Below are 26,276 nucleotides of genomic sequence, written 5' to 3' on the forward strand. Positions count from 1 at the left end.
TAGTTTAGTTGTTATTAGTATAAAGCTGGCGCGATCTCTATCCCATTATCTCCCCCCCCCCCTCAACATCCCCCAACTCCCAATATCACTACTTTTTTTCCTCTCAAACCTAGATTTACCACCCCCATCGCTCTATATTTATTATTTTATACAAATACATATTATAAGGAGATTTAATATAATGTTTAAATTAAAATATTTTTGCTTGGGACTAATCCTATGTCTCATTAGCTGTGATCTAATCCTCAATGGCAATGAAAATACATCTGCTAAGTTACTAAAAAAAGCTTACTCTATCTTGGAGCCAACTCAAAAAAATAATCCTTCAAACAATACTCTACAAGATAATATCATTAACTTTAACACCTCACCTATCATTAATGAAAAATCTACACCTCAAGCTATTAACCAAATTACTGATAATAACAATCAAAATACTAACAATGGCAATAATCATATCACAACAAAAGACCAAAATACTAACAAAGACAGTATAAAAACTCTTAACTCACCAATTATTACTAACATTAAACCACACACTAATGAAGATAACAAAAACACTCAAACAATCAATACACTAACTCAATCAGAACTTAATACAAAAATAACTGAAAACCCTACTCCAACAAACACAGATGACACAATTATCTCAAACTCACACACAAATACCCCTCCTACAATACTATCAGGTACAACTAATAATCTTAACAGCATAAGTGGTGAATCATCTATTAACTATGAATATAATAATTATATTCCATCAACAACAAAATCAGGTTCATACTCAGGACCTATGACAACCATAGAAGATGACGAAGAAGACAATGACGATGACTATGAAGATGACGAAGAAGACAATGACTATGATGAAATTGAAAAAAATCACCAAGAAATTGACAACGAAGATGAAGACGAGGATGAAGCTCAATTAAATAGAGAATACAAATCACGTTTAATAAAAACCAAAAATAGCGTTAAGAACGCTCTTAAATTAGCTAAAAAAATAAACAAACACTGGGAAACCATTAAGTTTAATGAAATAAAAATAAATCCTATTTATGGAAAAAACCCGAAGAATCTGAAAAACAAAAAATCTCAAGACATATTACATAAATTTACAAAAAACAAATTAACCAAAAAACTCACAAAACTCTCAAACGCAATTCAAGAAAGTCTAAGTGATGCTATACATCTTACTACTAATGATTTTGGATACCCTGGCAACCTCCAAAAAGACCAAAAAGCAAAAACAAAATTAGATACAATTAAAACAGAAGTAAACATTTTATTATCAAAAGTGCAAAAAAGTCATCACAATGATTACAAAGTATACGAAGAATTAAGCTCTCTCAGAGGCATATTGCCCCCAAGTACCAAAAGTGAGTTAAAGGAAGTACTAAGATTACTTTATGGTACCACTGGTGCTAGATAAATCTTTATATTTAAAAACAATTACTTAAATAAACACTAATAAGATAGGCTTATAAGCCTATCTTTCTTTTATATGCTCAAAAAACTTTTCTCACAAATTTGATAATTTCACTTTTATGATATATACTTATTATTAAATAATAATAAGTATTAATTGATAATTAGTGCTCTGAAATTTAAAAAGGAAAATATTTTTATGACAAATCCATTAGTTTCATTACTAACCTTAGGAGTAATATCTTGCAATATTACTCCTATATCAAGTCAAGAACACACGTTAAGTTATATGCAAGATCATAACTTACAAGACAAAAAAATAGATACTTCTATATATCCTAAAGAAGATAAAAAAGAAAATACTATTCAAGTAAAACACGAAAAACTAACACAAGAGAATATAAAAAGCTTACAAGAGTTTCTCATTGATTCCAAAGATTACTATACTAATCTAAACACTATTTACAATCATTATATTCAATATATAGATCAAATTATGACCTATATTCAGTGTAATGAGTCAAGCATAGATTTTTGCATTAGCAATACAAATTCTACAATACGAAAAGAAGCTATTGAAAAACTCAATAACTCTAACCTAATCAAAGATTTTCAAACTTTAGCTGCATCTTTAAAAAATACTAATCTAGAAGGATTCAATAACTCAATTAAAAACTTAAAACAAGTTATACACCAAACCTATCTTGCAAAAGAGCAAACCACTACCAATACATTGAAAACTGTCAAAAATACAGCTGATGCTTTTATAACTGCTATAAATAGTTCAGTAACAACTTATATTGATGCCTTTGTTAACACTGTTTCTAACTTTAACTCTAACACTTTCATCTCTGCTGCTCACAATTTTGCTAATGCTGCCAAAACTTTAAATAAAGAAGTTAATATTGCAGCTCTTACGCCTATTATTGGTACACTAAGAATTATGACTTTTCAATTAGACAACTCTATAGAACAACTAAAACAATATGCTATCAATTTAGATGATTATGAATATACTGGAGGAACAATTTTCGCTAACGCCATTGATACACTAATTTCTGCTTATAAACATGCTACTAATTAAACATCAAATAATAAAATAAATAAGGATCTCTATATAATAGAGATCCTTGCCAATTAAATGCTTATACATACTTTTAAACATAAAGTTCATGATAAGGATACATAGAATATAAACCCTGTTATCAAAAAAGCTTTGTCCAAACGCTCATCCGCAATTTAAAATTCCATCCTTACAGACAGTTTGAAAATACCTTTGAAATTTGGTGATGTCATTTACTTTATTTACTTCATGACATCACCAAATTTGAAAGGTATTCATATAAACAAAAATAGAATCTAATAAAATTAGACCCTATCTCACTCTAAAAAATAATTAAATTATTAATCACATACTAATTCACCATAAATATGTTATATACTATTTCTTTTTAACTGCTAATAATGCTTCATATGCACTCTTTAACCCAGCAAAATCTTTATCCGCTTTTTGTCTCTCAACTCTAAGATTATCTAACTCCGATTCTACTTTCTTAAACATACTTTCTGCTTTACTCAAGCTAAGCTGCGCATTTGATATATTATCTATCATAAGCTGCACATAATAATAACCGCTCAACCTTGCCTGTGCCGATTCACCTAAAGCAGACTTAATAAGACCCTTTGCATACTCAGCATCAGCTTTTACATGTTTTAATGCATGAAATTGCTCATTATACCCTACTACTGCAACATGTCTACTATCTTTAACTGTCTTAATTGCTTCATCTAAATAAGGCAAAGTGTTCGTTACATGATTATTTCCAGGAACACCTCTTCTTGCCTCATTAAAATCAGACTCAGCTCTTATAACAAAAGCTTCCATATTCTTAAGTTCTGACAATGATTTCTCCAACTCATCATAAATTGCATTTACCGCAGCTAAATTAACATCAATTTTTTTCTTAATTTCACTGGCCTCAGCATCCTTACCAGTAAGATAAGATTCTTGAACCGCAGTTAATTTAGGTTGAGATAAGTTAATACTTTTTTCCCTAAAGTCTTTATTTCTTACTACATCCCTTTTAACCTTTGAAACATCTACCTTATTTTCTTTATCCTCTTGATTTTCTTCTTTAGAATTTAAACCTTCTGCATTATCGGTTTCTTCTAAAAATTTTTCTCTTGCTTTGCCTAACAATTCATCAAGAAAATTTATATCACATGATACCAAACACATTAGTGTTAACACACATATTGCTAAAACATTCTTATTCATATTTCCTCTCCTAGATTATCTACATTACCCAAACATTAAATCTCAATATCTAAATAAAAATAAATAACTAATATCAAATATACACCGTTTATATTAACATTAAATAAATTCACTAAAATATACCTAGTTACTCTTTTACTAATTAAAGTTAATCTTATAAAGATTATCTATATCTAACTACAAAGCCTTAGCAATGAAACAATTTCCTATAATATTGTTTCTTAGTGCAAACTTTAATGACTCAAACTCCAGTAAACATATCAAAAAAAGGAAATAAAAACAGTTAAGAAGTCATTACCTAAATTAGCTAGTGAGGAGAAGAAATTATTTCTCTTCTCAAGTTCTTCTATTCCATTATTACAAGAAAGGAATAGAGAGATAAATAATATTGCACAAATACTTTTTATCCTAATATTTTTAATATTTATTTTCATAATTACGTGCACCCTCTTATTCCATTCCTTAAATAAGGAGGTTAGACACTAAAAAAGGAAAACAGCCTTTCATATAAAGAAGTGTTTTCCTTTAATGAGTTTATTATTTTGTTTATTTATTATCTTATTATTTATTTAGCAACAGTATTAGCTTCAAAAGCCACAGGATTATCATTAGGATTAATTTTCATAGCTTCTTTAACAGCTTTAAGTCCTGCATCAATTGTATTTTTCATTGCTACAGTTAATGTATTTAGTGCTTTAGTAACAGCACTTATAACTGATACTCTGACTCCAGCAGTGTAGTCAGTTTCAGCTGTAGTAACACCAGTATTAACCCCAGGGAATTTACCACTTTTAGTCATAGCTCTTAATGCTATAGCTCCTGCTATTGTTGCATCTGTAGCATTAGCTTCAGCAGCCTTAGTAGCAGTAGCTTCACCATTTGTAACTATAGCTTTCAGTATATCAGCACCAGTTACGGCCCCAACTGCTTTTAACACATCTGCTGCAGCCCCCTTTGCATGGGTGTCACTAGTACCAACTCCAGAACTAGCTGAACTAGCAAATAAATTTCCTGCCTCACCGTTAGTTTGAATACTACCACCTTTTCTTGCACTAAGATCAGAAGCCTTTTTGTCTGTTCCAGCCTCATGATTTCCTACATTTTCCAGTACCACATCTACAATTGATTTAATTCCTTTTACTAAACTAGCAACTTCTGAACCTGCATCACCCCCTTTAGTCTTAGCAGCAACATTAGCAATTGGTTCACTAGCAGGAACATCCTTTAAAGCATCACTAGCAGTCTTAGCTCCCTGAATTATCTTAGTAAGTTTTTCACTTAAAGTTGTTACAGCAGTCTCAGTTGCAGCAGCATTATGATTGCCTTCTCTCTTCATGTTCTCAACAATTGTATTAAGCTTATCTTTAGTCCCTTGTACAGTATCATGAATTTTTTTAAAATAAGCTGCAACATCAGATTTTTTAGTTTCAGTATTAAACCCTAAAACAGTACCTGTCATCTCACCAAAAGAAGTAAAGACAGATAAGAAGTCATTACCTAAATTAGCAAGTGAGGATAAGAAAGTATTTTTCTTTTGAAGTTCTTCTATCCCATTATTACAAGAAAGGAAAAGAGAGATAAATAATATTGCACAAATACTTTTTATATTTATATTTTTAATATTTATTTTCATATATTACGTGCCTCCTTTTTTCCCATCCTTTAATTAAAAGAGGCCAGATACAAAAAAGGAAAACAACTCCTATACAAGAAGTGCTTCCCTTTAATAACTTTATTATTTAGTTTACTTGTTACTTATTTAGCAATAATACCAGATTCAGTAGTTACATGAGTATCATTAGCACTTATATTCATAGCATCTTTAACAGTTTTAAGTCCTGTATCAAGGGTTTTTCTTATTTCTATAGTCAATGTATTTAGTGCCTTAGTTACCGCACTAATAGCTGCATATTGTATCTGTTGTTTTGCTCCACCATCACTACCACCAGACTTATTAGAGAATTTACCACCCTTAGCTATTGATCGTAAAACTATTCCTCCTGCTATAGTTGCATCTTTTGCATCACCAGCAGAAATAGGCTGACCATCTGAAAGAGTTTTATCGTTAATAGCCAACTTAGCGGAATTACCACCAACTTGAGCCATAGCTTGTAATATATCAGCACCAGTTACTGCGCCAACAGCTTTAGCTGCATCTTTAGCGGCTTTACCAACACCAGCAGTAGTACCAATAGCTTTCTTAGCAAAAAGAGCTATGGCTCCATTATTGGTGTTATCATCAGCATCAACATTTCTTGCACTACCATCGGCACCGCTAGTATCGACAGCAGGATTTTTATTATCACCAGAATCGGCTTTACCTTTTCCTTTGAGTACTATATCCGAAATTGTTTTAATTCCTTCAGTAATGGATTGCACTACTTTTGAATCACCTGCAACACCAACTCCATCACCACCTCCACCAAAATCAACAATAAGACCATTATCAGTATCACCAATAGCATCACTAACAGTCTTAGCACCCTCAATTATCTTGCTAAGTTGTAAATTTAAAGTTGTTACAGCAGTACCTGTAGCCTCTGCATTAGGATTATTTTGATTTTTCATATCAGTAACAATTTTATTAAGACCTGTTTTAACCCCTTGTACAGTCTCTTGAATCTTTTTAAAGTACTCACCAACCTTAGACTTTGTAGTAGTCTTATCAAAAGCTAAAACACCCCCAAATGAATCGCCAAAAGAAGTGAAGACAGATAAGAAGTCATTACCTAAATTAGCAAGTGAGGATAAGAATTGATTTTTCTTTTCAAGTTCTTCTATTCCATTATTACAAGAAAGGAATAGAGAGATAAATAATGTTGCACAAATACTTTTTATCTTAATATTTTTAATATTTATTTTCATATATTACGTGCCTCCTTTCTCCCTATCCTTTAAATAAATAAACTACACACAACAAAAGAGAAACAACTCCTATACAAGAAGTGTTTCTCTTAAATGCTTTATTATTTAGTTTAACGAGTTTTTATTATATTATTTTTTTCTTGAGGACTTTTTACTTTACTATCACCTAATATCTGTGCTGTTTGTTCTAGACACTGCTTCACTACTACTTGAACAATATTTTCGATTGCGTTTAATAGTTTATTTACTGCAGTTACTCCTACCCCGTTAACTGCATTTATATTGGCTGCTGTTGAGGCTGCATCTAGCTTGCCACCCTTAAGCAAAGAACGTAGAGCTATTCCTCCTGCTACTGCGACTTTACTTGCACGTTCTGCAGTTTGTGTAGTTTTTGCTGCACCTGTTACTGCAAGTTTCACTGCATGCTCTGGAGCAGTTGCATTAGCTATGGTAGCTTCAGCAACAACATCTGTTTCATTAGCTAATGCTATTGCGTATAGAATGTCTTCACCTCTTACCGAATTTACTATTGCTAAAGCCTTAGCTGCATTTTCTTCTATTGCTGTTCCTCCCCCTGTTGTATTTAGTACTTTACCTCCGTTTGTATCTCCACTAGATACTGTGTCGGTTTTAGGCTTAATTTTTTTATTGGTATTAGCATCAACTATACCCTTTAATGCTTTTACTGCTGCTTGCACATCTTCTATACTCGCACCTGTTCCTTGTACTTGTGATGCTGAGTCTGCTTTAACACCACTTACTACTTCACCATCATTAGTCAAAGTCTGCAAAGAAGTAATATGCTTTTTTAATTCATCAAGTGTTTTCTTTGCTTGTCCTACGCCTCCATCTTTATCATCTTCAATATTAATTCCTGCTTTGTTTGCTGCTTCCTGTACCTGACCAATCGCTTTCTCAATTGAACTTGCTAAATTTTTGAACTTATCTGATACATCACTTTTTTTTGTTGAACTAGTAACTGATATACCCAAAGTATTTGCTATTAAATCAACAAATGAAGAAAAGACAGACTTAGCAGTGTCACCTAATTTTAGACTTTCAGCTGCTTGTCTCTCAGCTTCACTAGCTACTTCAATCTCCCCTGAATTATTACAAGAAAGGAAAAGAGAGATAAATAATGTTGCACAAATACTTCTTACTCTAATACTTTTAATATTTATTTTCATATATTACGTGCACCCTTTTTCCTATCCTTTAAATAAAGAAGCTAAAAACAAAAAAAGGAAAACTACTCTTATATATAGCAATAGTTTCCCTTAAATCATTTTACCTAGTTATATATATCGTATAAACTTTATTGAGTTGCGATATTAGTTTTTAGCTTCAATAGTTACAGGAGTAGTTTCAGGATTAAGTTTCATTGCTTCTTTAACAGTTTTAAGTCCCTCATCAATTGTCTTTCTTATTGCAATAGTTAGGGTATTTAATGCCTTAGTTACTGCACTTGTTACTGCTCTTTTAATTTCAACAGCAATACTGGAACTAGCATTAGCAAAATGACCATTCTTAGCCATAGCTCTTAATGCTATACCACCTGCAACTGCTGCATCTTTAGGAGCAGTAACACCAACAGTAGAAATAGCGGCATTATGTTTAGCTAACTTGCCAGCATCACCACCTTCTTTAATTATAGCTTTTAGGATATCAGCACCTGTTACTGCTCCAACTGCTTTAACTGCATCGTTTGCTGATTGTTTTTCATTACTAGCAATTCCCATACTACCATCAAACAATTTACTTGCACCATCATTACTTCTTTGGGTAGAATTATCATCGGCTATTTTATTATCACCAGCTTCAGCATTTCCTTCTTTAGCATCAAGTACTACTTCCACAATAGTCTTAATTCCTTGTACTAAATTTTCAATATCACCACCAGAACCTTTAGTATTACCACTAGCAACATCACCAAGTAGGTCACTAGTATCAGTACCAATAGCCTCATTAACAGTCTTTGCCCCTTGAATTATTTTATCAAGTGTATTTTCAATTAGTGTTTTTACAGCTGCAGCAGTAGCTTCAGCATTAGGATTTCCTTTATCTTTCATATTAGAAACAAGTTGATTAAGCTTATCTTTAGTATTTTTTACGGCATCATGAATTTTTCCAAAATATTTCCCAACCTCGGACTTTGTAGTTTTATCATTAAACCCTAAAACACTCCCAATTGAATCGCCAAGAGAAGTAAAGACAGATAAGAAGTCATTACCTAAATTAGCAAGTGAGGATAAGAAAGTATTTCTCTTTTCAAGTTCTTCTATCCCATTATTACAAGCAAGGAAAAGAGAGATAAATAATGTTGCACAAATACTTTTTACTCTAATATTTTTAATATTTATTTTCATATATTACGTGCCTCCTTTTACCTACCCTTTAACTAAAAAGACAATATAGATACTCTCTAAATCATAATCTTTAAACTAAGCGAAAGCTTGATTGTAGCTAATCACATAAAAATCAATAATAATTTTACTGATTAAACCGATTTAAATAGAAATATTCTATAATACAAAAAAACAGAAATACCCATAAGGCATTCCTGCATATAAAACTTATAAAATATAAATTTTGCTCTAATTAATAATTTAAGCACACTACATTATACTATTTAGATTTTACTTCACTAGTAGAATTTTCTTTTATGCAATCACTAACATCTTTTAAACATCCATCCACTGTTCTTCTTATAATAGATATAATCTCATTTACAGTCTTCCCAACTACTCCTATTAATATTGCATTCACTTCTTTTTCTTTAGCATTAGTACTATGGGTTGCTAATTTACCACTCTCAGCCATAGCCCTTAATGCTAAACCTGCGGCTATTACTGATGCATTTGTTTGAATACTAGCATGAGTATTTCCGTCACTCTTAGTAGCAATTGCAATTTCATAAGCATCTTGAGCTTGATCAATAGTTTTTTCTTTACCATCTTTATTAGCTGCTTTAATTGCTGCTAATATATCTGCACCACTAGCTGCAATTACTGCTCTGTGAGCCCCTTTCAGTGCATCAGCCCCACTGGTATTAGCAGTACTGTTAGTATTAAATAGTTTGCCAACTGCTTTAGAATCCTCAATCTCTTTACTAGCATCTTCTTTTGCAAGACCTTTAGCATCCTTTGCTGCACCATATATCATGCTAATTCCTTCAACAAGACCCTTTACACTTTTTGTTTTCGCTGAATTTGCATCACCATCACTATCAGAATTACCAATTTTATCAGTAGCACTAGAAGTAGCTTCCTTAATCTTATTTGCTCCATCAACGATCTTTCCCAACGTTTCAATTACCTTAGCAATTACACTCTCAGCTTTGTCTTTTATTAAATCGTAGCCACTATCTGATTTTATACTTTCTAATTTGTCTTTAACTGATTTAACTGCATCACCAATCTTACCTAATTGTTCTCCAATATCAGATTTTTTAGTATCCTTATTAAAGCCCAAAACAGTACCAAGAGTATCCCCAAAAGAAGTAAAAACATCTAAGAAACCTTGTCTTAAATTAGATATAGAGAGTATATAATCCCTTTGTTTTTCAAGTTCTTCTATTACTCCACTATTACAAGAAAGGAATAAAGAAATAAATAATGTTGCACAAATACTTTTTACTCTAATATTTTTAATATTTATTTTCATATATTACTTACCTCCTTCTTTCCTCAACTAAAGAGACTAAACATACAAAAAGGAAAACATCTCTTATCACAAGAAGTGTTTCCCTTAAATAATTTTATTAGTTAATAATATTAATGCTTTTATTACATTATTTTTTTTCTTGAGGGCTTTTTGATTTACTATCACCTAATATTTGTTGTGTCTGTTCTAAACATTGCTTTATTATCACTTGAATAACGTTTTCTATTGATTTTAATAGTCTATTTGCTGCACTTACTTCTAAACTCCCATTAACTGCCATTGAATCGGCTGTTTGTGAACCTACATTTAGCTTACCACCTTTAAGCAAAGAACGTAATGCAATTCCTCCTGCCACTGCGACTTTACTTGCATTTTCTGCAGTGTCCGAAGAAGTTGCTGATCCTGTTACTGCAAGTTTTACTGCGTGTTTTGGATCAGTTGCATTAGTTGTAGTAGCTTCAGCAACAACGTCTGAGTTCTCATCAGCTGATGTTATAGCGTATAGCATGTCTTCACCTGTTACTGAATTTACTATTGCTAAAGCTTTAGATGCATCGGCTGCTGTTGCTTCCCCTGATGATGTTGTCTTTAGTACCTTACCTCCGTTTGTATCACCACTAGATACTGTGTCTTTTGTAGGCTTAACTGCTTTATTAGTATTAGCAGCAACTATTCCCTTTAGAGCCTTTACTGTTTCCTTCACATCTTGTACACTGACACCTGACCCTGCTACTTGTGATGCTGAGCCTGCTGTAACACCACTTACTACTTCACCAACATTAGTCAAATTCTGCAAAGAAATAATATGATGCTTCTTTAATTCATTAAGTGTTTTCTTTGCTTGTCCTACGCCTCCAACTGAAGAATCTTTTCAATATTAATTCCTGCTTTGCTTGCTGCTTCCTGTACCTGACTAATCGCTTTATCGATTGAACTTGCTAACTCTTTAAACTTATTTGATACATCACTTTTTTGTGTTGAACTAGTAACTGATATACCCAAAGAATTCGTTATTAAATCTATAAATGAAGAAAACAGAGACTTAGCCGTTTCTCCTAACTTTAGACTTTCAGCAGCTTGTCGATCGGCTTCACTAACTATTTCACTCTCTCCTGAACTATTACAAGCAAGGAATAGAGATATAAATAATGTTGCACATATACTTTTTATACTTATACTTTTAATATTTATTTTCATATATTACCTGAATCATTTCCCTCAACTAAAGAAGCTAAATATAAACAAAAGGGAAACATCTCTCATATAGAAAAGTGTTTCCCTTTAATGACTTTATTTTTTCTGTTACTTACCAATTAAAGTTATTCTTATAATAAGCTCTAAAATCACTTGTCTCTTAGTTAACTTTAGCAGCAAACTCTATCTTTACAGGTTCTGCAATCCCTTTGATTGTCTCTTTTAATACATCTTTAGCAGTCTTCATTAAAACAGTAACCGCTGCATATAATTCAGCAAGTTCTTTTGCCCCGTGTGTTCCATTACTGCCATGAGTCTTCCTATCTATAGCCTGTTGTGCATTAGTATCAGTAGTACCACTGCTAGATCCTAAATCAGTATGTTGATTAGTCAACTTATTCTTAAATGCTTCAGCCTTAGTTTTAACCGTATCAACTTTTGTCTGTAAATCTCTATCTCCCAAAGATTCTCCGACTTGCAAGTTTTTTGCCTTAGTTTCTATAAGTAATGCAACTTCATAAACCCCTGCCATCAATCCATTATTTTTATTATTATGAGTACTTTCAGTAGCAATACCAGAAGAAACAATTTTTTTCCCAATACCTTTAGCAAGCCCATCCAATGAATCAACTAAGCCTCCTATTTCTTTAACACCTACAGCGAACTCACTAGCCTCTTTTATCTTTTTACTTACTGTCTTTAAATCAATAACTGTCCCATCAGCAGTAGCTGCTTGCCCCTCTCTAATCTCTGGTCCTCCATTATTACAAGAAAGGAATAGAGAAATGAATAATGTTGCACAAATACTTTTTACTTTAATATTTTTAATATTTATTTTCATATATTACTTGCTTCCTTTTTAACTAAAGAGGCTAAACACAATTAAAGGAAAACTACTCTCATATAGAAGGGCGTTTCCCTTTAATAATTTTATTATTTAGTTATGTATATCGTATTAACTCTACTTAGTTATGATATTAGTTTTTAGATTCTGTAGTTACAGGAATATCATTAGAATTAATTTTCATTGCTTCTTTAACTTTCTTAAGTCCTGAGTCAATTGTTTTTCTTATTGCTATAGTCAATGTATTTAACGCCTTAGTAACTGCACTAACAACTGCATCTCCTACTATTTTCTTTACATAAGCATCATTATTACTCTTATTAGCGAATTTACCCTTTTTAGCCATTGCTCGAAGTGCCATAGCCCCTGCTATAGTTGCATCTTTAGGCCTTTCAGCAGCAGTACCACCAGTTTTTTCTAACTTAACAGCATCTCCATCATTTTTAATCATAGCTTTTAGGATATCAGCACCAGTTACTGCTCCAACAGCCTTAGCTGCATCAGTTGCTGATTCCTTTTCATTAGAACTTATATCAGAAGTAGAAAATAATTTCCCTGCATCACTAGCAGCAGCTGAAGCAGTTCTTTGAGTAGTACCATCTTTAGCCTGTTTATCATCACCAGCCTCAGGATTTCCCTCTTTTGGTCCAAGTACCACTTCCACAATATTCTTAATTCCCTCTACTAATTTACCAACATCTTCAGCAACAACACCAGCCCCATTACTATTAAAATCAGCAATAAGACTAGAATCATTGACTATAACCTCACTAACGGCTTTTGCACCATCTATGATCTTAGCAAGTTTTTCACTTAAAGTTGCTACAGCTGCTTCTGTTCCAACAGCATTAGGATTATTTTCAGATTTCATATTTTGGACAATTGTATTAAGCCTTGTCTTTATTGTTGTCAAGCTATCTTCTATATTCTTAAAATATTTTCCAACATCAGACTTTTTAGTTTCAGTATTAAAACCTAAAACACCACCAAGTGAATCCCCAAAAGAAGTAAAAACATCTAAGAAGTCATTACCTAAATTAGCAAGAGAGGATAAGAAAGTATTTCTCTTCTCAAGTTCTTCTATCCCATTATTACAAGCAAGGAATAAAGAGATAAATAATGTTGCACAAATACTTTTTACTTTAATATTTTTAATATTTATTTTCATAATTACGTGCCTCCTTTTTTTTCTCTACCATTTAACTAACATAGGCTAGATATAAAAAAAGAGAAACATCTCTTCATATAGAAAAGTGTTTCCCTTAAATAACTTTATTATTTAATTCACTTATCTTTTACTAATATCTATTTAATAGCATCACTAACTTCACTAGTTATAGGAGTATCATTAGGATTAATTTCCATTGCTTCTTTAACAGTTTTAAGTCCTGTACCAATTGTTTTTCTTATTGCCACAGTTAATGTATTCAATGCCTTAGTTACTGCACTTGTTGCTGCTCCTTTAATCGCATCATCAACACTATTACTACCATTGGCAAATTTACCACCTTTAGCCATAGCTCTTAATGCTATTCCTCCTGCAACTTCCGCATCTTTAGGAGAAGTGACACCAAGACTACCATGAGCAGCATTATTAACAGCTAATTTAGCAGCTTTTCCACTAACACCTATAGAAATAGCTTGTAATATGTCAGCCCCAGTTACTGCCCCAACAGCTTTGGCTGCATCGTTAGCTGCTTTTTTATCATCCGTAGAAGAAGGTCCAGTAGTACCATCAAATAGTTTTCCTACTTCACCAGCATTAGAACTCCTTGCGCTTCTATTATCTTCAGCCTTTTTATCATCCCCAGCCTCATGATTTCCAATAGTCTTCCCTTTGTCGTCTTTAAGTACCACTTCTATAATCTCTCCAAGACCTTTAACTATATCATCAACTTTATCACCAGCATTACCTCTAGAACTCGCACTAGCAACATCACCAAGTGGTGTTTCACCTGTAGTACCAATAGCCTCACTAACAGCTTTTGCTCCGTTAATTATCTTATCAAGTTTTTCACTAACTAATTTGTTAACAGCAGCCTCAGTTGCTGCAACATTAGGATTATTTTCCCTTTTCATATCAGCTACAATTTTATTAAGCTTATCCTTAGTTCCTTGTATAGTCTCTTGAATCTTTTTAAAGTAATCTCCAACCTCAGACTTTTTAGTATCCTTATTAAATCCTAAAACACCCCCAAATGAATCACCAAAAGAAGTGAAGATATTTAAGAAGTCATTACCTAAATTAGCTAGTGAGGATAAGAAAGTATTTCTCTTCTCAAGTTCTTCTATTCCATTATTACAAGAAAGGAATAAAGAGATAAATAATGTTGCACAAATACTTTTTATATTTATATTTTTAATATTTATTTTCATATATTACGTGCCTCCTTTTCCTCTATCCTTCAACCAAGGAGGCCAGACACAAACAAAAGGGAAACACTTCTATATAAGAAATGTTTCCCTTAAATAAATTTATTACTCTATTTACTTATTTTCGATTAATTTTTAGTTTCTGTAGTGACAGGAGTATCATCAGCATTTATGTTCATAGCTTTTTTAACTTCCTGAAGTCCTGTATCAATGGTTTTTCTTATTGCTATAGTCAATGTATTTAACGCCTTAGTTACTGCACTTACTGCTGTTCCTTTAATTTCAGCAGCAACAGCCCCATTGTTCTCAGCACTAGCATTAGCGAATTTGCCATTTTTAGCCATTGCTCTTAAAGCTATAGCACCTGCAATAGTTGCATCTTTAGCTCTACCAGTAGTGTTAACAGATGCAGCATTATTCTTAGCTAACTTAGCCGCATCACCACCATCTTTAACTATAGCTTTTAGAATATCAGTACCAATTACTGCTCCAACAGCTTTAGCCGCATCGGTTGCTGACTTCTTAGTTTGATCGGCATCACCAGCATTACCAGCACCAACAAACAATTTAGTTGCCTCCCCATTACCAGGATTGTCACTAGTCCTTTGACCACCATCCTCAGCCTTTGTATCAGTACCAGCCTCAGCATTTCCCTTATCCTTAAGTGCTATACCTACAATTTCCTTAATTCCCTTTACCAAGCTTTCAACGCTTTCAGATTGAGCACCAGCACCATGAGCAGCATTACCACCAGCACCTTTAGAAGCAATATTACCAAGCAACTCACTAGCATTATCAATGGCCTCACTAGCAGTCTTTGCTCCACCAATTATATTATCAAGCTTTTCACTAACTAATTTGTTTACTTCAGTCTCTACACTAGTAGCATTAGGATTATTTGCAGCTCTCATGTTATCAACAATTTTATTAAGCTTATCTTTAATGATTTGAACAGTGTCTTGGACTTTTTTAAAGTAATCTCCAACCTCAGACTTTTTAGTTTCCTTATTAAACCCTAAAACAGTACCTGTCATCTCACCAAAAGAAGTGAAAACAGTTAAGAAGTCATTACCTAAATTAGCAAGTGAGGATAAGAACTGATTTCTCTTCTCAAGTTCTTCTATTCCATTATTACAAGAAAGTAATAAAGAGATAAATAATGTTACACAAATACTTTTTACTTTAATATTTTTAATATTTATTTTCATATATTACGTGCACCCCTGTTTCCATTACTAAAAGAGGCAAAATACAACAAAAAGGAAACCACTCCATACAAGAAGTATTTCCCTTTAATGACTTTATTATTTAGTCCACTTATTTCTTATTATTTATTTAGTAGCAACACCAGCTTCACTGCTTACAGTAGTATCACTAGCATTAATTTTCATAGCATCTTTAACAGTTTTAAGTCCTTCATCAAGAGTTTTTCTTATTGCTATTGTGAGTATATTTAACGCTTTAATTACTGCACTTACTGCTACTCTTTTAACCGTAGTGGTCACATTAGCCTTAGAAGAATCAGGACCAGAAAACTTACCATCTTTAGCCATTGCTCTTAGTGCTATAGCTCCTGCTATAGTTGCATCGTTAGCACCAGCAGCAGCAGATACACTAGCAGCAGCATCAGAAGTATTTTTAGCTAAATTAGCAGCTTTTCCACCATCTTTAACCATAGCTTGTAATATGTCAGCACCAGTAACTGCTGAAACAGCTTTTGATGCATCTCTTGCTACTTTAGCCGCCACACTACCAGCAGCACCGGCATTATCTCTAGCAAATAATTTGCCTGCATTATCATTACTACTACCAGTTCTCGTATCGCCAGCAGTACCATTATCTTGAACGGGACCGTTAGTATCCCCCGCATCAGGTTTACCCACATTTTCAAGTACTACTCCTACTATACCCTTAATTCCCTCTACCAGATTATCAATTTCCTTACCAGCAGCCCCAGCATTCTGATCAGCAACATTAGCAATTAGATTACTATCAGAACCAATAGCCTCACCAGCAGTCTTAGCCCCTTTTATTATCTTATCAAATATATTAGTCACCAAGTTATTTACAGCAGTCTCAACACTAGCAGCATTAGGATTATTATCATTCTTCATGCCAGTAACAATGTTATTAAGCTTATCTTTAGTTCCTTGTACAGCATCTTGCACTTTTTTAAAGTAAGCCCCAACATCAGACTTTTTAGTTTCAGTATTAAATCCTAAAACACCCCCAAATGAATCACCAAAAGAAGTGAAGATATTTAAGAAGTCATTACCTAAATTAGCTAGTGAGGATAAGAAAGTATTTCTCTTCTCAAGTTCTTCTATTCCATTATTACAAGAAAGGAATAAAGAGATAAATAATGTTGCACAAATACTTTTTATATTTATATTTTTAATATTTATTTTCATATATTACGTGCCTCCTTTCTCCCTTACTTCAACTAAAAAGGCTAGACACAAAAAAGGGAAACAACTCCTACATAAAAGATTGTTTCCCTTAAATAACTTTATTATTCTGTTATTATTTAATTTGACAACTTACTTATTTAACAACAGTACCAACCTCTGTAGCTACAGGATTATCATTAAGATTAATTTTCATAGCTTTTTTAACTTCTTTAAGTCCTTCATCTATTGTCTTTCTTATTGCAATAGTTAAAGTATTTAGTGCCTTAGTTACTGCACTTAGAGCTACCTTTTTAACAGCAGTAGAAATATCATTGCCAAAATTACCATTAGCAAATTTACCATCTTTAGCCATAGCTCTTAATGCTATAGCCCCTGCAATAGTTGCATCTTTTGCATTATTAGCAGCAGCAGCAGTACTAGCACTATTAGTCGCCAACTGAGCAGCTTTTCCATCATTACCTTGAGAAATAGCTTTTAAAATGTCAGCACCTGTTGCTGCCCCAACAGCTTTTGCTGCATCAGTTGCAACTTTTTTAGCATTAACATCACTTCCAGCACCATTAGACCCACTAACAAACAACTTAGCTACACCAGTACTATCAGTTCTTGATGCATTGCCATCTTCTGCTTTTTTATCATCACCAGCATCAGGATTTCCTTCATTTGTACCAAGTACTATACCCACAATCTTTCCAATCCCTTCGATAAGCGACTTAACTGAAGTGTCTTCAGCTTTTGCACCAGCACTACCAGCATCAGCAATATTACCAATTGACTCACTATCTCCTACACCCTTTATAGCATCACTTGCGCCTTCAATTATCTGATCAAGTTTTTTATTTAAATCTGCTACAGCAGCCTCTGTTCCAGAAGCATTAGGGTTTCCTTCTCTTTTCATATTCTCAATAATTGCATTAAGCTTACTCTTAATTCCTTCTACAGTTTCCTTTACTGTATTAAAATAAGTTCCAATCTCAGACTTTTGAGTATTAGTATTAAATCCTAAAACACCACCAAATGATTCACCAAAGGAAGTAAAGACATTTAAAAAGTCATTACCTAAATTAGCAAGTGAGGATAAGAAAGTATTTCTCTTCTCAAGTTCTTCTATCCCATTATTACAAGCAAGGAATAGAGAGATAAATAATGTTGCACAAATACTTTTTATATTTATATTTTTAATATTTATTTTCATATATTACGTGCACCCTCTTTTCCTTTAACTAAAGAAGCTACATATACAAAAGGAAAACTACTCCTATAAAAAGAAGCGTTTTCCTTAAATGACTTTATTTTTTAATTTACTTATTTCCTATTATTTATTTAGTTTTTACCTTCACTTGTCGCACCAACAGTTTCTGAATATTCTATTCCCCTAAGTGCCTCTCCTATCTTATCTAGTTTTTTTACTACTATTTTCCTAATTATTTCGTCTAGCACTCCTAATACCTTATTTACAGCACTTACTGCTGCCCCTTTCACAGCTCCAGCTTCATTTTGAGCAGCGCTAAATCTACCGCCTGCGGTCATGGCCTTTAGTGCAACAGCTGCTGCTAAGTCTGCATTAGTCTTTGCTCCAGCACCATTATTATCAGCAGCCTTAGTACCAGTAGCTAATGTTCCAGCATCTTTATCGTTACCAGAAAGAACAGACGTATTAGTTGTAGAATTTTTAATCTTATTAATCATTGCCCATGGATCTGCTTTAGCTACTTCATCTGCTAACAAAGAACCAGCTTTAGCATTAGCAACAGTACTAGCAGCAAGTGCAGCAGGAGCAGTAGCATCACCAGACTTAACTGCAGCACCATCACTGCCTGGTTCAATCTTTACTCCAGACTGCTCTGCAACTTCAATAATACTTTTAACTTCCGCAATAATAGCTTTAACGCTAGCTTCATTAGCTGGAAGGGCTCCTGAGCTATGATCATTGTCACCAATATTACCATCAGCTTTAGTTACACCAGCTAGTTTAATTACAGAGTCAATTAGCTTCGAAATCACTTCATCAATAGCTTTTTTAATCGCTTCTTTAACAGCCCCAACACCTATAGTATCAGCATGAGGAGCAGAAGCTATTTCCTTTGCTAAACCATCTAATTTACCCTTAATATCTTCTAATCCCTTTTTTACCTTATCAAAATGAACACCTACTGCACTTCTCTTATCTTCTGATGTAACAGCATTAAATCCTAATGTCCCAGCAATTATATCTCCAAAAGAAGTAACAATATCTAAGAACCCTTGTCTTAAATTAGATATAGAAAATATAGAATCCTTTTGCTTCTGAAGTTCTTCTACTATTCCATTATTACAAGAAAGGAATAAAGAGATAAATAATGTTGCACAAATACTTTTTACTCTAATATTTTTAATATTTATTTTCATATATTACGTGCCTCCTTTCTTCCCATCCTTTAACTAAAGAAAGACTAAACATAATTAAAGAGGCTAGATATAAAAAAAAGGAAAACTACTCCTATCACAAGGAATGTTTCCCTTTAATGACTTCATTAGTCAATTTATTTAGTTTACATTAATTCTAATTACTTACTTATTAACACCAGCTTCAGTAGTTAAAGGAGTATCATTAGGATTAATTTTCATAGCATCTTTAACAGCTTTAAGTCCTGCATCTATTGTTTTTCTTATTGCTATAGTTAAAGCATTTAATGCCTTAATTACTGCTCTTATTGATGCACCTTTAACTGCATTATCAAAATCAACTTTAGCGCCACCAGTAAAACAAGAAAATTTACCACCCTTTGCCATTGTTCTAATGCCATAGCTTCTGCCACAATTACATCTCGAGGGAAAACACTGAAATCAGAAATGCTTTCTAACGAATTTTTATCAAACTTAAATAGCATTACCATTATTCTCAACATTATGATCATTGGTTAAAAATAGGAAATTAGCTTTACATAATAATAAAAATGATCAAAAAACTGAATATATAACATAGTAAAGCTAAAAAAACAGGAATACCCATAAGGCATTCCTGCATTTCAAAACTAACTCAATAAACAATTTAACCAACTATGTCTATACTTATTTGGATTCAGCTTTTAATTCACTAGTAGAATCCACCTTAATACAATTACTAACATCCTTTAAACATCTATCAACTGTTCTTCTTATAGTAGAGACTATCTCATTTACAGTTTTATCCACTATGCCTATTAATACTGTATTTACTGCTTGCCCTGGGGCATGAGTAGCCTTGGTTGCTAATTTGCCACCCTTAACCATAGCTTTTAATGCTAAACCAGCTGCTATTGCTGATGCATTTGTGTTAACCTCACCATCACTAATATTGGAATTACTTTTATTAGCAATGGCGATGTCATAAGCATCTTTTGCATTTTGTATGTCAACAGCAACAGCTTTTTTATCCTTAACCACTCTAATTGCTGCTAATATATCAGCACCGCTAGCTGCACTTACTGCTCTGTTGATTCCATCTAGTGCCTTAGTATTACTATTAACATTGCTAGTTAGATTAAATAACTCTGCTACCTCTTTAGAGTCAGCAATTTTTTTATTATTATTCCCTTTTGGAGCAGTACCAACTCCTTTTGATACTTCATAGATCAAGTTAATCCCTTCAATAAGACCCTTTACACTTTTTTCTTCTGCCGGCTCTGCATTCTCAGTATCAGTAACCTTACCACCAACTGGACTATCATCAACAGTAGCATCTTTAATTTTAGTTGCTCCATCAACTATCTTTCCCAAAATATCAATTGCCTTAGTAATTGCTTTATCAGCTTTATCTTTTATTAGATCGTAGTCACTATCTGATTTTATGCTTTCTAATTTATCTTTAACTGTTTTAACCGCATCGCCAATCTTACCTAAATGTTCTCCAACTTCTTTTTTAGTTGTAGTTGAAGTAATACCAAAAGCATTAGAAATCACATCAAAAAAAGAAGTAAAGATATCTAAGAAGTTTTGTCTTAAATTAGATATAGAGAGTATAGAATCCCTTTGCTTCTCAAGTTCTTCTATTACTCCATTATTACAAGAAAGGAATAGAGAGATAAATAATGTTGCACAAATACTTCTTACTTTAATATTTTTAATATTTATTTTCATATATTACGTGCCTCTTTTACTCCCTACCCCCTAAATAAAAGAGGCTTAATATAGAAAAAGGAAAACATCCCCTATACAAGAAATGCTTCCCTTAAATAACTTTATTTAGTTTATGTAAGCTTTATAAATTGCAATTAGTTCTTACCTTCACTTGATTCACCAGTAGTCTCTGAATATTGTATTCCCTTAACAGCTTCTCTTATTTTTTCTAGATGTTTTACTACTGTTTGCCTAATTATTAAATCGAGTATTCCTAATACCTTATTTACAGCAGTAGCAGCAGCTGCTTTAACTGCAAGAGCTTCATTAGCATTATTAGCACTAAATGTACCAGTTTTAGTCATTGCTTTAAGAGCAACAGCAGCTGCTAAGTCAGCAGTAGTTTTAGATCCAATATTGTCACCACCAGTAGCAACAGAAGTAGCCAATGTTCCTACTTCATTATTATCGTCTTGATTAAGAGCAGCACCAGTCTTCGTAGCACTTTTAATCTTATTAATCATTGCCCATGGATCTGCTTTTGATACTACTTCAGCTAATAGAGAACCAGCATTAGCATCAGCTTTAGCACTATTTTTACCAACAAGTGCAGCAGTGGCATCAGCTCCAGATTTATGTGGTACTTGATCACCATCAGTTCCTTTTCCAATTTCTACACCAGACTTGGTAGTAGCAGTGTCAATTATTTCTTGAACTCCTTCAATAAATATATTGACATCAGCAGGAGGTGCACCTTTATTAGCATTAGTTATATTAACCTCACCAATCTTATCAGTCGCTTTAGTTACCCCAGCTAATTTTTTTACAGATTTAATTAGTTGATCAAAAACATCATTTGCTCCTTTAATTGAATCCTCAATACCTTTAGTATCAGCATTAGGAGTAGAAGATATTTTTATTGCTAACTCATCTAATTTAGTCTTAGTATTCTTTAAGCCCTCTCCTACTTTTTCAAAGTGTTTTCCTACCTTATCTCTATTATCATCAGGTTTAATAGAACCAAATTCTAATGCATCTCCCATAGTATTGCCAAAGAAACCTAATATTTCTTGAAAACTATTACCTATTTTGAGGAAAGAATCAAAGAAAGTATTTCTCTTCTGCAGTTCTTCTATTCCACTATTACAAGAAAGGAATAGAGAGATAAATAATGTTGCACAAATACTTCTTAATTTAATATTTTTATGAGTGTTGTTTTGCCGCATCCTACTTTCCCTTCCTTTAACTAAAGAGGCCACATATAACAAAAGGGAAACCGCCCCCTCTTCAAGAGAAGTGTTTCCTTTTAAATGACTTTATTATTTAGTCATATATGTATGACTAATTCCGAGTATTGATTTTTAGCTTCAATAGTTACAGGGGTATGATGAACATTAATTTTAATAAATTATTTAATAACTATCCCTATTAAAGACTCAATAAGTTTGTAAGTTTCGATAAATTTAAGATCACAGACACATTTAAACATGTACACACTGATCTTGAAAAATGCACAAATAATACTAACAGCAAAAACAAATTAAAAACACCGTAAAAGCATATTTCAGAACAATGGATTAAAAATGTAATAATTTTTAAATCAATGTTAAAAGTCATTTAAGCAAGAACAATGCAATTAAGTATCGCACATCAAAATCACAAAAGAAAGAATACACTCATCACATCTCTTAAACACCTTAAATTTATAAAGTATACTCTACCCCTTTTACGTACTAATGTTTTCTTATATTATAAGGCCTAACATCACAAGTTTAAGACTTCTAACCTGAAAATTAGTAAAAATCAAAAAAATTTGAAAAAACTTAAAGTAAAAGCCATACTATATGAATGGATAAAAAATTAATTAAAGAATACATACATAACCTAAAAAACACTGCTATAGAAGATAAGACAGAATTTACTGATAGAGCATATTTGGAAAAGCTGCTTAATGAAATTAAACCAAATCCAAACATCCAAATTCAACACGAACCCAAGCGCCACAAAGAAAGTTTAGGCGCTCCCGATTTTATTATTAGAAATAACGGAAACATAATAGGCTATATTGAAGTAAAAAAAATTGAACAAAATTTGGATGACACATTAAAGAGCCCTCAAATTGACAAATACAAACAATTATCAAATAATATTTTACTTACAAATTATATTGAGTTTATATGGATAAAAAATGGAAATATTAACTTAAGAGAAGTTTTAGTATTTAAAACTGATTTAGAAAAAATCAATACAAAAATCGATCAAACTAAATCAGACACAGTTATAAGTATTTTAAACGAATTTTTTAAAACCTCTGTTGAAAAAATCGAAAACGTTGAAAAGTTAGCTAGTTTACTTGCAAAAAGAACAAAAACTTTAAAAGATTTAGTAGAACAACATTTGAATTTGTATATAGACTTAAAAAAACAAAGTACTTTAGTAGGCACCTATAATATCATTAAGGAGAATATATATAACAATGAGCTTAAAGTTAACGAGTTTGCAGACTCAATTGCACAAACTATTACATATGGATTTTTTCTTGCTAAATTAAATAATACAAATAATTTAATAATTGATTTTGACAATATTAAAAAATTCATACCTAATAATTTTACATTAATACAAGATATACTAAAACTCATTGATAATATTGCAATTAGTAGTGAATATGGTAATATAAGATGGATCTTAGAAGAACTTATTAATATTGTTAATAACATTGATTCTAAGACGATTTTTGAGCAATTTTCATTTACTCAAAATAAAAACTCAAATGGTGAACATACAAAAGACCCATATCTATATTTTTATGAAGACTTTTTAGTTAAATATGACAAAAGCTTAAGAAAAAGTAAGGGGGTATATTACACACCACACTCCGTTGTTAATTTTATTGTGAGTAGTTTGAATAAAACTTTAAAACGCAATTTTAATTTAGAGAATGGTTTTGCAAATAGGAATAAGGTCACTGTGCTAGATTTTGCTACTGGTACTGGTACATTCTTGCTTGAAGTCATTAAATGCATTTTAAAAGAAATTCCAAAGCAAACCGGAAAACAAAAAGACTACATCAATGAACATGTGCTTAAGAATATATACGGTTTTGAATATTTAATGGCTCCATATGCGGTTGCTCATTTGAAATTATCTCAATACCTAAGAGAGGTTTGTAATTTCAAATTTGAAAGCGAACAGGCAAGATCACAAATATTCTTAACAAATACTATTGATTTAACACCTGTTTCAAATCAAGAAAGTTTCAAAGCCTTTTTCCCTGCAATCAGTGAAGAGAATAAACTTGTTAATGAGATTAAAAACAAACCCATTTTGGTAATTCTCGGCAATCCTCCTTATAATGCAGGATCAAAGAATAATAATGCTTATATCCTAAAATTAATTAAAAGTTATAAAACAATAGACAATATACCACTCAATGAAAAGGCAATAATTTCATTAAATGATGATTATGTAAAATTTATTAGATTTTCAGAACATAAGATTGAAAATGCTGATGAAGGTTTATTAGGTATTATTACTAATAATGGATTTTTAGATAATATAATATTTAGAGGAATGAGATATCATTTACTTAAAACTTTCGATGAAATTTATATTATTAATTTGCATGGTAACTTAAGGAAAAAAGAACAAACAGATGATGGTAATAATGATGAAAATGTATTTGATATACAAACAGGTGTGGCGATTAGTATATTTGTTAAATATAAAGATTCAACTAAGAAACATGCATTTGCTAATGTCTTTTACAAGAGCCTTAAAGGAAAGAGATTGAAAAAATATGAATTTTTAAATACAAATGATATCTTTAGTATTGAATTTGAACAACTTAATGTTAAAACTCCTTATTACTTCTTTGTTAAAAACAATTTAGATGATGAAAATTCTTATAAAGAAGGAATCTCAATTAAAGAGATATTTAAGGAATATAAAATTGGAGTAGAAACCCAAAAAGATAAAATAGCAATTGATTTCACCAAAGAAGAACTTTTAAATAAATTAAATGACTTGGCTTACCTTGATGAACAAACCGCAAGAAATAAATATGATTTAAAAAAAGACTCTAGAGATTGGAGATTGCCAATTGTTCAACAATTTTTAAAAGCTACAAATATAGATGAAAAGTATGTTAAAAATATAGCTTATAAACCATTCGATAATAGATTTACTTACTACACTAACAGCAAAGGTGTTGTAAGTTGTCCATGTTATAAAATAATGAAACACATACTAAATATTGATAATAATATAGGTTTAGTTACAACAAGAATCCTGTCAACAAATAGATTTAAACATGCTTTCATTTCTTCTATCCTTGTCAATAGAGATTGTATTTCCAGTAAATCTTATTTTTTTCCATTATTTCTTACAGAAGAACAAAAATCTTTAGAAAGTTCCCTAAAAGAAAATTTCAAAGAAAGTTTTAGAAAATTTATTAATGATAAATATCCTAAACAATTTAAGCCACAAGAAATATTAGGGTACATTTATGCAATACTCAATTCAAATATCTATAGAGTTAAATTTTATGAATTTTTAAAAATAGATTTTCCAAAAATCATTTTTGTAGATTCAGTTGAAACCTTTGAAAAACTTAGTCATTTAGGAACTAACTTAATAAACGCGCACTTACTAAAAAATACGAATAAATTAGATAAAAGTATTGGTACGCATATATCAAACAGCAATGAAAAACATATTGTACAAAAAATTGAATACCTAAAAGAAACAAAAGAACTTAGTTATAATAATAACAGCAAATTTACACATGTACCTTGCAATGTATATGAATTTGTTATCGGAAATTATCAAGTAATTAAAAATTATTTAAAGTACAGAAAAGGCAGAGAATTAAGTATTGATGAAATTGAACACCTTGAAAAGGTTATTCGAGTGATTCATTATACAATTGATATTCAAAATCAAATTGACTTAACAACTTGTAAACTTCAAGAAATTAATACTTAAAATTGAAAATTTTAAACTAAGCTATCATTTTATAACAAAATAATAATATAAATACCTTATAAAACATCACTCTAAATAACAACACTACTTGCAACCCCGCTTACCAATTCTTGAACGGCTTCAATTACATTATCAAGTTTTCATTCAATAATTTGCT

Annotated in this window: 21 protein-coding genes and 1 pseudogene; 3 read left to right on the forward strand and 19 right to left on the reverse strand. The window is 31.9% G+C overall.

All coding sequences use genetic code 11. The annotated features are described in order from the left end of the window. Positions 1-181 precede the first annotated feature (181 nt). Positions 182-1,432 carry a hypothetical protein gene (locus bcCo53_RS07940; RefSeq protein WP_246938472.1) on the forward strand — a complete coding sequence of 417 codons (1,251 nt, stop codon included), beginning with the start codon at positions 182-184 and terminating at the stop codon, positions 1,430-1,432. 195 nt (positions 1,433-1,627) lie between these two features. Then, complete coding sequence (locus bcCo53_RS07945) at positions 1,628-2,512, forward strand: hypothetical protein (RefSeq protein ID WP_025408993.1); 885 nt, start codon at positions 1,628-1,630, stop codon at positions 2,510-2,512. Between the two features lie 357 nt (positions 2,513-2,869). On the opposite strand, the gene bcCo53_RS07950 is transcribed toward bcCo53_RS07945, so the two are convergent. The 19 genes and pseudogenes from bcCo53_RS07950 to bcCo53_RS08035 form a co-directional block, all read right to left on the reverse strand. Continuing rightward, positions 2,870-3,706: a hypothetical protein gene (locus tag bcCo53_RS07950; RefSeq protein WP_025408992.1), complete on the reverse strand. Its 837-nt coding sequence runs from the start codon at positions 3,704-3,706 to the stop codon at positions 2,870-2,872. Between the two features lie 260 nt (positions 3,707-3,966). Beyond that, positions 3,967-4,140: a hypothetical protein gene (locus tag bcCo53_RS07955; protein WP_155806455.1), complete on the reverse strand. Its 174-nt coding sequence runs from the start codon at positions 4,138-4,140 to the stop codon at positions 3,967-3,969. A 131-nt stretch (positions 4,141-4,271) separates the two neighbouring features. Continuing rightward, positions 4,272-5,339 carry a variable large family protein gene (locus tag bcCo53_RS07960; RefSeq protein ID WP_051480100.1) on the reverse strand — a complete coding sequence of 356 codons (1,068 nt, stop codon included), beginning with the start codon at positions 5,337-5,339 and terminating at the stop codon, positions 4,272-4,274. Positions 5,340-5,461: 122 nt separating this feature from the next. Further along, on the reverse strand, positions 5,462-6,571 hold the full coding sequence (locus bcCo53_RS07965; RefSeq protein ID WP_081725106.1) for a variable large family protein: 1,110 nt from the start codon (positions 6,569-6,571) through the stop codon (positions 5,462-5,464). A 110-nt stretch (positions 6,572-6,681) separates the two neighbouring features. Continuing rightward, a complete protein-coding gene (locus bcCo53_RS07970; RefSeq protein ID WP_025408710.1) occupies positions 6,682-7,758 on the reverse strand; it encodes a variable large family protein in 1,077 nt (358 codons plus the stop codon). Between the two features lie 144 nt (positions 7,759-7,902). Next, complete coding sequence (locus bcCo53_RS07975; protein ID WP_038364953.1) at positions 7,903-8,937, reverse strand: variable large family protein; 1,035 nt, start codon at positions 8,935-8,937, stop codon at positions 7,903-7,905. Positions 8,938-9,196: 259 nt separating this feature from the next. Further along, positions 9,197-10,234, reverse strand: a complete 1,038-nt coding sequence (locus bcCo53_RS07980) for a variable large family protein (protein WP_025408709.1) — start codon at positions 10,232-10,234, stop codon at positions 9,197-9,199. Positions 10,235-10,361: 127 nt separating this feature from the next. After that, the gene (locus bcCo53_RS08815; protein ID WP_051428603.1) at positions 10,362-11,021 is read right to left on the reverse strand and encodes a variable large family protein; all 660 of its coding nucleotides are present in this window, start codon (positions 11,019-11,021) and stop codon (positions 10,362-10,364) included. A gap of 59 nt (positions 11,022-11,080) precedes the next feature. Then, entirely contained in the window at positions 11,081-11,431 is a 351-nt protein-coding gene (locus tag bcCo53_RS08820) for a variable large family protein (protein WP_051428604.1), read from the reverse strand. Between the two features lie 157 nt (positions 11,432-11,588). Further along, positions 11,589-12,269 (reverse strand): Vsp/OspC family lipoprotein, encoded by a 681-nt coding sequence (locus bcCo53_RS07990; RefSeq protein WP_025408708.1) that lies wholly within the window; start codon positions 12,267-12,269, stop codon positions 11,589-11,591. A gap of 136 nt (positions 12,270-12,405) precedes the next feature. Further along, positions 12,406-13,440 (reverse strand): variable large family protein, encoded by a 1,035-nt coding sequence (locus tag bcCo53_RS07995; RefSeq protein WP_025408707.1) that lies wholly within the window; start codon positions 13,438-13,440, stop codon positions 12,406-12,408. Positions 13,441-13,577: 137 nt separating this feature from the next. Beyond that, positions 13,578-14,648 carry a variable large family protein gene (locus bcCo53_RS08000; protein ID WP_041178852.1) on the reverse strand — a complete coding sequence of 357 codons (1,071 nt, stop codon included), beginning with the start codon at positions 14,646-14,648 and terminating at the stop codon, positions 13,578-13,580. A gap of 125 nt (positions 14,649-14,773) precedes the next feature. Continuing rightward, positions 14,774-15,853, reverse strand: coding sequence for a variable large family protein (locus bcCo53_RS08005; RefSeq protein ID WP_025408706.1), 1,080 nt, complete (start codon positions 15,851-15,853; stop codon positions 14,774-14,776). A 123-nt stretch (positions 15,854-15,976) separates the two neighbouring features. Then, a complete protein-coding gene (locus tag bcCo53_RS08010; RefSeq protein WP_025408705.1) occupies positions 15,977-17,056 on the reverse strand; it encodes a variable large family protein in 1,080 nt (359 codons plus the stop codon). A 133-nt stretch (positions 17,057-17,189) separates the two neighbouring features. Further along, positions 17,190-18,251, reverse strand: a complete 1,062-nt coding sequence (locus bcCo53_RS08015; RefSeq protein ID WP_025408704.1) for a variable large family protein — start codon at positions 18,249-18,251, stop codon at positions 17,190-17,192. Between the two features lie 128 nt (positions 18,252-18,379). Then, complete coding sequence (locus bcCo53_RS08020; RefSeq protein ID WP_025408703.1) at positions 18,380-19,444, reverse strand: variable large family protein; 1,065 nt, start codon at positions 19,442-19,444, stop codon at positions 18,380-18,382. A gap of 162 nt (positions 19,445-19,606) precedes the next feature. Beyond that, positions 19,607-19,837: pseudogene (locus tag bcCo53_RS08025) on the reverse strand (variable large family protein); the annotation flags it as partial. A gap of 270 nt (positions 19,838-20,107) precedes the next feature. Next, on the reverse strand, positions 20,108-21,154 hold the full coding sequence (locus tag bcCo53_RS08030; RefSeq protein ID WP_025408701.1) for a variable large family protein: 1,047 nt from the start codon (positions 21,152-21,154) through the stop codon (positions 20,108-20,110). Between the two features lie 134 nt (positions 21,155-21,288). Next, a complete protein-coding gene (locus bcCo53_RS08035; protein WP_028328272.1) occupies positions 21,289-22,359 on the reverse strand; it encodes a variable large family protein in 1,071 nt (356 codons plus the stop codon). Positions 22,360-22,981: 622 nt separating this feature from the next. Between bcCo53_RS08035 and bcCo53_RS08040 the strand changes: the two genes are divergently transcribed. Next, entirely contained in the window at positions 22,982-26,119 is a 3,138-nt protein-coding gene (locus bcCo53_RS08040) for a type ISP restriction/modification enzyme (RefSeq protein WP_025408699.1), read from the forward strand. The last annotated feature ends 157 nt before the right edge of the window (positions 26,120-26,276 follow it).

The organism is Borrelia coriaceae, from assembly GCF_023035295.1.
GTDB lineage: Bacteria > Spirochaetota > Spirochaetia > Borreliales > Borreliaceae > Borrelia > Borrelia coriaceae.